This is a genomic window from Aeromonas sp. ASNIH8 (assembly GCF_002919855.1).
In the GTDB taxonomy this organism is placed as follows: domain Bacteria; phylum Pseudomonadota; class Gammaproteobacteria; order Enterobacterales; family Aeromonadaceae; genus Aeromonas; species Aeromonas caviae.
In genome coordinates, this window is record NZ_PQLN01000154.1 from 1 (window position 1) to 6,533 (window position 6,533).

3 protein-coding genes and 6 pseudogenes are annotated in these 6,533 nt (G+C 53.8%); 6 read left to right on the forward strand and 3 right to left on the reverse strand.

What is annotated here, in order from left to right; all coding sequences use genetic code 11:
- Window positions 1-186: 186 nt before the first annotated feature.
- From istA to rfbC, 4 genes and pseudogenes are all read left to right on the forward strand, one after another.
- Window positions 187-1,524, forward strand: a pseudogene (gene istA, locus C3418_RS22335) (IS21 family transposase); the annotation flags it as partial.
- A gap of 14 nt (window positions 1,525-1,538) precedes the next feature.
- The gene (gene istB, locus C3418_RS22340) at window positions 1,539-2,294 is read left to right on the forward strand and encodes an IS21-like element ISAs29 family helper ATPase IstB (protein WP_059296348.1); all 756 of its coding nucleotides are present in this window, start codon (window positions 1,539-1,541) and stop codon (window positions 2,292-2,294) included.
- A gap of 205 nt (window positions 2,295-2,499) precedes the next feature.
- Window positions 2,500-2,712: pseudogene (locus C3418_RS22345) on the forward strand (glucose-1-phosphate thymidylyltransferase); the annotation flags it as partial.
- Window positions 2,713-2,773: 61 nt separating this feature from the next.
- On the forward strand, window positions 2,774-3,316 hold the full coding sequence (gene rfbC / locus C3418_RS22350; protein WP_039041246.1) for a dTDP-4-dehydrorhamnose 3,5-epimerase: 543 nt from the start codon (window positions 2,774-2,776) through the stop codon (window positions 3,314-3,316).
- Window positions 3,317-3,685: 369 nt separating this feature from the next.
- On the opposite strand, the pseudogene C3418_RS22355 reads toward rfbC, so the two are convergent.
- Together C3418_RS22355 and istB (C3418_RS22360) are read right to left on the reverse strand one after the other, a co-directional pair.
- Window positions 3,686-4,201: pseudogene (locus tag C3418_RS22355) on the reverse strand (IS30-like element ISAs2 family transposase); the annotation flags it as partial.
- Between the two features lie 74 nt (window positions 4,202-4,275).
- Window positions 4,276-4,740: pseudogene (istB, locus tag C3418_RS22360) on the reverse strand (IS21-like element ISAeme17 family helper ATPase IstB); the annotation flags it as partial.
- A gap of 61 nt (window positions 4,741-4,801) precedes the next feature.
- On the opposite strand from istB (C3418_RS22360), the pseudogene C3418_RS22365 reads away from it, so the two are divergent.
- A pseudogene (locus C3418_RS22365) lies at window positions 4,802-5,062 on the forward strand (transposase); the annotation flags it as partial.
- Window positions 5,063-5,302: 240 nt separating this feature from the next.
- Here the strand turns inward: C3418_RS22365 and C3418_RS22370 are convergent.
- A complete protein-coding gene (locus C3418_RS22370) occupies window positions 5,303-6,346 on the reverse strand; it encodes an IS110 family transposase (protein WP_103859307.1) in 1,044 nt (347 codons plus the stop codon).
- A 52-nt stretch (window positions 6,347-6,398) separates the two neighbouring features.
- Between C3418_RS22370 and C3418_RS22375 the strand changes: the two are divergent.
- Window positions 6,399-6,533 (forward strand): annotated as a pseudogene (locus tag C3418_RS22375) (IS3 family transposase); the annotation flags it as partial.

Consider the following 6,533-nt stretch of genomic DNA (forward strand, 5'->3'; position numbering starts at 1 on the left):
TGCTCCAACACCAGTCGAACCGCCTCTGCCCGAAACTCTGGTGAATAGTGTTCTCTCGATTTCATTCAATACCCCCGATTGTCTCATCGTAACAATCGGGACTGTCTGTGAAAATCAGGATACCTCAAAAACACCGGCGCAGGCCTATGCCGAAGCCGCTTAGTTGTGCAGGAACGGCTGGGTCATTACACGCAGGCCGATACCACCATCTCGGCCCGCCATGTTGTACCGGATTGGCCCTCTGTCCATCAGGAGCTCAAGCGTAAGGGGGTCTCCAAACAACTGCTCTGGGAGGAGTACACCCAGCGCTATCCCAACAGCTGTTACAGCTACTCCCAGTTCTGCGACCGTTACAAATCCTGGTGTCAGTTGCAAAAGCGCTCCATGCGCCAGATCCACAAGGCGGGGGAAAAGCTCTTTATCGACTACTGCGGGCCCACGGTGCCCATCGCCTCGCCCTCCACGGGTGAGGTCCGTCAGGCCCAGATCTTTGTCGCCGTGCTTGGTGCGTCCAACTACACCTTTGCCGAGGCTACCTGGTCACAGTCACTGCCGGACTGGTTGCAAAGCCATGTCCGTGCCTTTGAGTTTTTCGGCGGTACACCGGCACTGCTGATCCCCGACAACCTCAAAAGCGGTGTCAGCAAGGCTTGCCGATACGATCCCGAGCTCAACCCCAGCTACCAGCAGTTGGCCGAGCACTATCAGGTGGCAGTGATGCCAGCTCGCCCTTACAAGCCCAAGGATAAAGCCAAGGCTGAGGTGGGTGTGCAGATCGTCGAGCGCTGGATCCTCGCCCGCTTGCGCCACCAGACCTTTTTCTCGCTGGCCGAGCTCAACCAGTGCATCCGGGCCTTGCTGGACGAACTCAACGAGCGCCCGTTCAAGCAACTGCCCGGTAACCGGCGCGAGGCGTTTGAGCAGTTGGACCGCCCGGCGCTGGGACCACTGCCGGTGCATCCCTATCGCTATGTCGCCATCAAAACGGTCAAGGTCAACATCGACTATCACGTCAGCTATGAGCAGCACCACTACTCGGTGCCACACCAGTATGTGGGCCAGCAACTGGAGCTCCATGCTGGCGACACTTTGCTTCAGGTCTATCACCAGCAACATCTGGTCGCGAGCCATCCGCGTAAAACCATCCCGGGGATGAGCACGCTCCCGGAACATATGCCGGAACGCCACAGCAAACAGCAACGCTGGACGCCAGGCCGTCTCAAGCAATGGGCTGCTGACATCGGACCGGGCACCTTGTGCTGGGTTAGCGAACGGCTGGAAGAGAAAGCCCATGCCGAGCAGGCATACCGACTCTGCCTGGGGCTACTGAGTCTTAGCCGGGAGTATCCGCCATCACGGGTCGAGGCCTGCTGCCAGTTGGCTAATCGGGAAGGACTGGTGCGACTCAAACAGCTCAAGTCGGTGCTGAGCAGTGGCCGCGACAAACTGCCCGCAAGCCCGCTGAGCTACCCAGAGTTATCGCAAGAGCACGAGAACATCCGTGGCCCCCAGAGCTTCCACTAAAGAGGATACGCCCCATGACCCAACAAACCCTGACCCGCCTGAGAAACCTGAAACTGACCGGCATGGCGGATGCGGTGCAACAACAACTGGAACAGGCAAGTACCTACGAAGGGCTGCCCTTCATCGAGCGTCTAAGCCTGCTGGTCGAACACGAACAACTGAGCCGGGAGCAACGTAAACAAGCTCGGCTAGTCAAGCAGGCGCGGCTCAAACTCCAAGCCACGGTGCAAGAGGTGGACTACCAGTCTGCACGCAACCTGGAGCGGTCACAGGTTGCAAACCTGGCCCAAGGAGAGTGGCTGCGCCGAGGCCAGAACCTGCTCATTACCGGCCCCTGTGGCTGTGGAAAAACCTACCTGGCTTGTGCGCTGGGCTACCAAGCCTGTCAGCAAGGGCATAGCACTCGTTACTACCGGCTGCCACGTCTGCTGCTTGAACTGAGCCAGGCCAAGGTAGATGGCAGTTACGCCAGACTGCTGGGTCAACTGGCAAGGATAGAGCTACTGGTCCTCGATGACTGGGGACTGGAAGCGGTGAATGCCGAGCAACGCAACGCACTGCTGGAGATCATGGATGATCGGTATGGGAAATACTCGACGGTCGTGGTCAGTCAGTTGCCAACGGAAGAGTGGTACGCGAGCTTGGGGGACAACACCCTGGCAGATGCGATCCTGGACCGGCTGATGCACAACGCTCACCGGCTGTCACTGAAGGGAGAATCGATGAGAAAGAGGAGAAGTGAGTTGACCCAATCTGAACAGTCGAGTTAGAAACGGGATGACGTGAGCGCGTTAAGGATCAGGGTGTTCACGTTGGCCGGAATGGCTGTTCAACTTCGCCGGAATACGCACGTGGCAGGGGTGGTAGGATAGGCATCAACTCAGTCCTTTTGGTGTGGCTTGTTTTGTTTCGCGCCTAATGAGATCGCACAAACTGGACTGAGTTCCCTTCCTCCTGTGATCTACTATTCGGAACAGCTATTTAGATACCGGTACCCATGAAAGCATGATAGAAGCGAGCAACTTTATTCAGACTATCGAGACGCGCCAGGGATTGAAGGTGGCGTGTCCTGAAGAGATCGCCTATCGCCAAAAGTTTATCAGTGCTGACCAGATACGTGAGCTTGCAGCGCCGCTGGCGAAAAATGCATATGGCCAATATTTGTTAAGAATGGTTGCTAACGCCTGATGTGATATGGGGGGAGGAATGTTGTTCCCCCATAAAAACTGGATCAAATGTGGGTAAACAGATGAACGTAATCAAAACAGCAATTCCGGACGTGCTTATTTTTGAGCCAAAAGTATTTGGTGATGAGCGTGGATTTTTCTTTGAGAGCTTCAACCACAAGTTGTTTGAAGAGGCAGTAGGATATCCTGTGAGTTTTGTGCAGGATAATCACTCCAAATCGTCGAAAGGGGTATTGCGTGGCTTACATTATCAATTGTCTCCCCATGCCCAGGGCAAGCTGGTGCGCTGTGTTGCAGGTGAAGTGTTTGATGTGGCGGTAGATATCCGCAAAAGCTCTCCAACCTTTGGACAGTGGGTTGGGGTTCACTTGTCAGGTGAGAATAAGCGACAGTTGTGGATCCCGGAAGGGTTTGCACACGGTTTTGTAACTCTGAGCGAGACGGCGGAGTTTTTGTATAAAACGACTAATTATTATCATCCTGAAAGTGACAGAAGTCTATTCTGGAAAGATCCAGACTTGAGCATTGATTGGCCATTAGATAAACCTATTCTTTCAAAAAAAGATGAGAATGCCTTTTCATTTCACAAGGCTGAAATTTTTTAATTTTGTATCAGCATGAATAGAACTATGTAGATGTTCTAGGGAAGGTGCGAATAAGCGGGGAAATTCTTCTCGGCTGACTCAGTCATTTCATTTCTTCATGTTTGAGCCGATTTTTTCTCCCGTAAATGGGTCTTGTTGCTCAAATCGGGGAACTCGCGAATTCAACTTCGAAGTGCGACACTCGCCTATGCCGCCTGACGGTACTCTTCGAATACCTTGACAGGCTGCCTGAATCCGAGACATTTCCGAGGTCGTAGGGTAATCCCCCCGAAAAACTGAGGTGCTCATAAGTAGAATTTTCTCGTATCTTGAACGCAGGAGGTTCTACATGAAAACATCGCGAATTCAACTTCGAAGTGCGACACTCGCCTATGCCGCCTGACGGTACTCTTCGAATACCTTGACAGGCTGCCTGAATCCGAGACATTTCCGAGGTCGTAGGTTGAGCCACTGCTCCGCTCTCCTGACATCCTCGTCCGTGACCTCTCTCAGGTCTGTTCCCTTTGGGATAAACTGCCTCAACAGCCCATTGCTGTTCTCGTTCAGACCGCGCTCCCACGAAGAGTAAGGGTGCGCAAAGTAAGTCTCGGCACCCAGCGCTTCCTCTATCGCCTTGTGTTCGGCAAACTCGCCGCCGTTGTCAAAGGTGATGGTATGCACCTGCTCGATGTAGGGCGTTAACATCTCGATTATCGCATCCCGCACCACCCCAGCCTGTTTGCTCGCGACCCGCTTGACCAGATAGAGCCGGCTCTTGCGCTCCACCAGGGTGACCAGTGCACCTGTGCCTTGCTTGCCCAGCACCGTATCCGCCTCCCAATCACCGAGCCGCTCCCGGCTATCGACGATAGCCGGCCGTTCATCAATAGAGCGGGCTTCCTTGATTGTCAACGCCGACCGAAAACTGATCCACTCTGGCTAATTTCGCCGATTGAAAAGTGATCCACCCGGACATGGGGTTAATTGGTTTTGGGTGTGGCCCCCGCTTTGCGTTTCTCTTTCAAACGATAGCTTTCACCGCTGATCTGAACGATGTGTGCATGATGTAACAGTCTATCGAGCATAGCTGCCGTTAGTGTCTGATCATCGGCAAAGGTGCTGGCCCACTGGCTAAAGGGCAGATTGCTCGTCAAGATCAGGCTCCCTTTCTCATAACGTTTGGCGATCACATTGAAAAACAGGTTTGCTTCCTCACGCCCAAACGGCAAGTAGCCTATCTCATCGATCACCAGTAAACGCGGCCCCATCACGACACGGCTGAAGTAGGCATTAAGCCGCTCCTGTCGTTGAGCTGCTTGCAGCTGCAACATCAGGTCTGCTGCGCTGATAAATCTGGTCTTGATGCCAGCCATCAGAGCCCGATAGGCCAGTGCGATGGCAAGATGCGTCTTGCCCACTCCGCTGGGGCCCAGCAGCACCATGTTGAGGCATCCTAATTTTCACAGACAGTCCCGACTGTTCCGATGAGACAATCGGGGGTATTGAATGAAATCGAGATAACACTATTCACAAGCGTTTCGGGCAGAGGCGGTTCGACTGGTGTTGGAGCAAGGCCTTGGCCAAGCTGAAGCCGCCAGAAGGTTGGGTATTGCCAAAGGCACACTGAGCAACTGGGTGGTCGCAGCCAAAGGAGGAAAGGATACATCGGCCATTCCCGGAGCGCGTTCTGTCGCCGAGCTGGAGGCTGAAGTGGCCCGGCTACGCAAAGCTCTCGCACAAGCCAACATGGAGCGCGACATCATAAAAAATGTATGGTCTGCTCCTTATCTGCAAGCTTGAACTGATTTCCAGAAGTCGTTTGCGTCAATGTATCCGGCCTATCTGTGAGCCGTTTTCCGGCTCTGGCCTTGATGGGATCCGCACGTCGTCGTCCTAATAAAGCTACCAGTCATGAGAGACTGCTTTTTTAGCCAGGCTGCAACGTCGTGGGGTGAACGCTTCTGTCATCTGTTTTTGGCTCGCAAAACCGGGTATGAGTTATATCTGTTAAACGGCTGCGCTTGCGTTGGGATAGGGTTGGTAATCCCTGCCGGATGTCAGTACTTTCCAGCAAATTCGCATTATCTTGTTGGCCAAGGCGATAAGGACCACATGATGGTGATGGCCGGCCTCCAGCCTAGCGACCCATTCGCCTAACGATGATTTGTCACGCTTCATGTGAATTTTTAGCGCTTTGGCGCCCTGAATAACCATTTGCCTTAAATAGCTATTGCCACGCTTACTGATCCCGCCGAGCGAAGATTTGCCACCCGTTGAATATTGCCTGGGGACCAACCCCAACCAGGCTGACAGGTCGCGGGCTTTCTTGAATTGTGAGCCATTGCCAATCGCGGCAATCAACGCGGTTGAGACAATCGGTCCAATGCCGGGGACGGTACTGATTTTTTGGCACAAACCTGATGCGCTTGAGGCTTGTCCGAGCATGAGGCTCATGTCATCAATCTGAATATCCAGCTGTTGCCACCGTTCTCTCAGGCGTAATACCAGGGCGCGGATAAAGTCAGGCAAGCCATTCTCGGCATCTTCAAGGATCGTCGGCAGAGAGCGCTCGAAGACTTTTCTGCCGACTGGCACGGTGAGCCCATATTCCAGCAGCAACGCTCGCATCTGATTGACAGTGGCGGTACGTTCGACGATGAAACGCTGACGGACGCGATGAGTCGCCTGCAATGCCAGTTGCTCATGAGATTTCAACGGGACACAGCGCATAGTGCCTCTGCTACCAGCCTCGGCAATGGCGGTAGCATCGTTGAAGTCATTCTTGTTTGATTTGAGGTAGGGCTTCACAAATTGGGCAGGGATAATCTTGGGTTCGAACCCCGCCTGTTGAAACAGGCGCCCCCAGTATTGCGAACCAGGACATGCCTCGAAGGCGACCCGACAGGGTGGGGTCGTGCTAATGAACTGTTTCAGTTGTGAGCGAGTGAGCTTTTGCTTGGCCAATACATGCCCCATGCGATCCATCGCCACCAGGTGAAACCAATTTTTGCCTAAATCGATCCCGTAAATGTAAATCTGCGCTTGAGTCATGATGAGCCTCCTTGATGTTGGCTACAGCATAGCGGGGTGGATGGAGCAGACCATCCCATTAGGCCGCCGCGTACTTTGCTCAGGAGTCACTGCCAAGTACGCGTGGATAGCCAACCAACAGGACATCTATCCCATTTCCGTTATCTGTCGTGTGCTGGAGGTCTCTCGTGCGGGCTTCTACCACTGG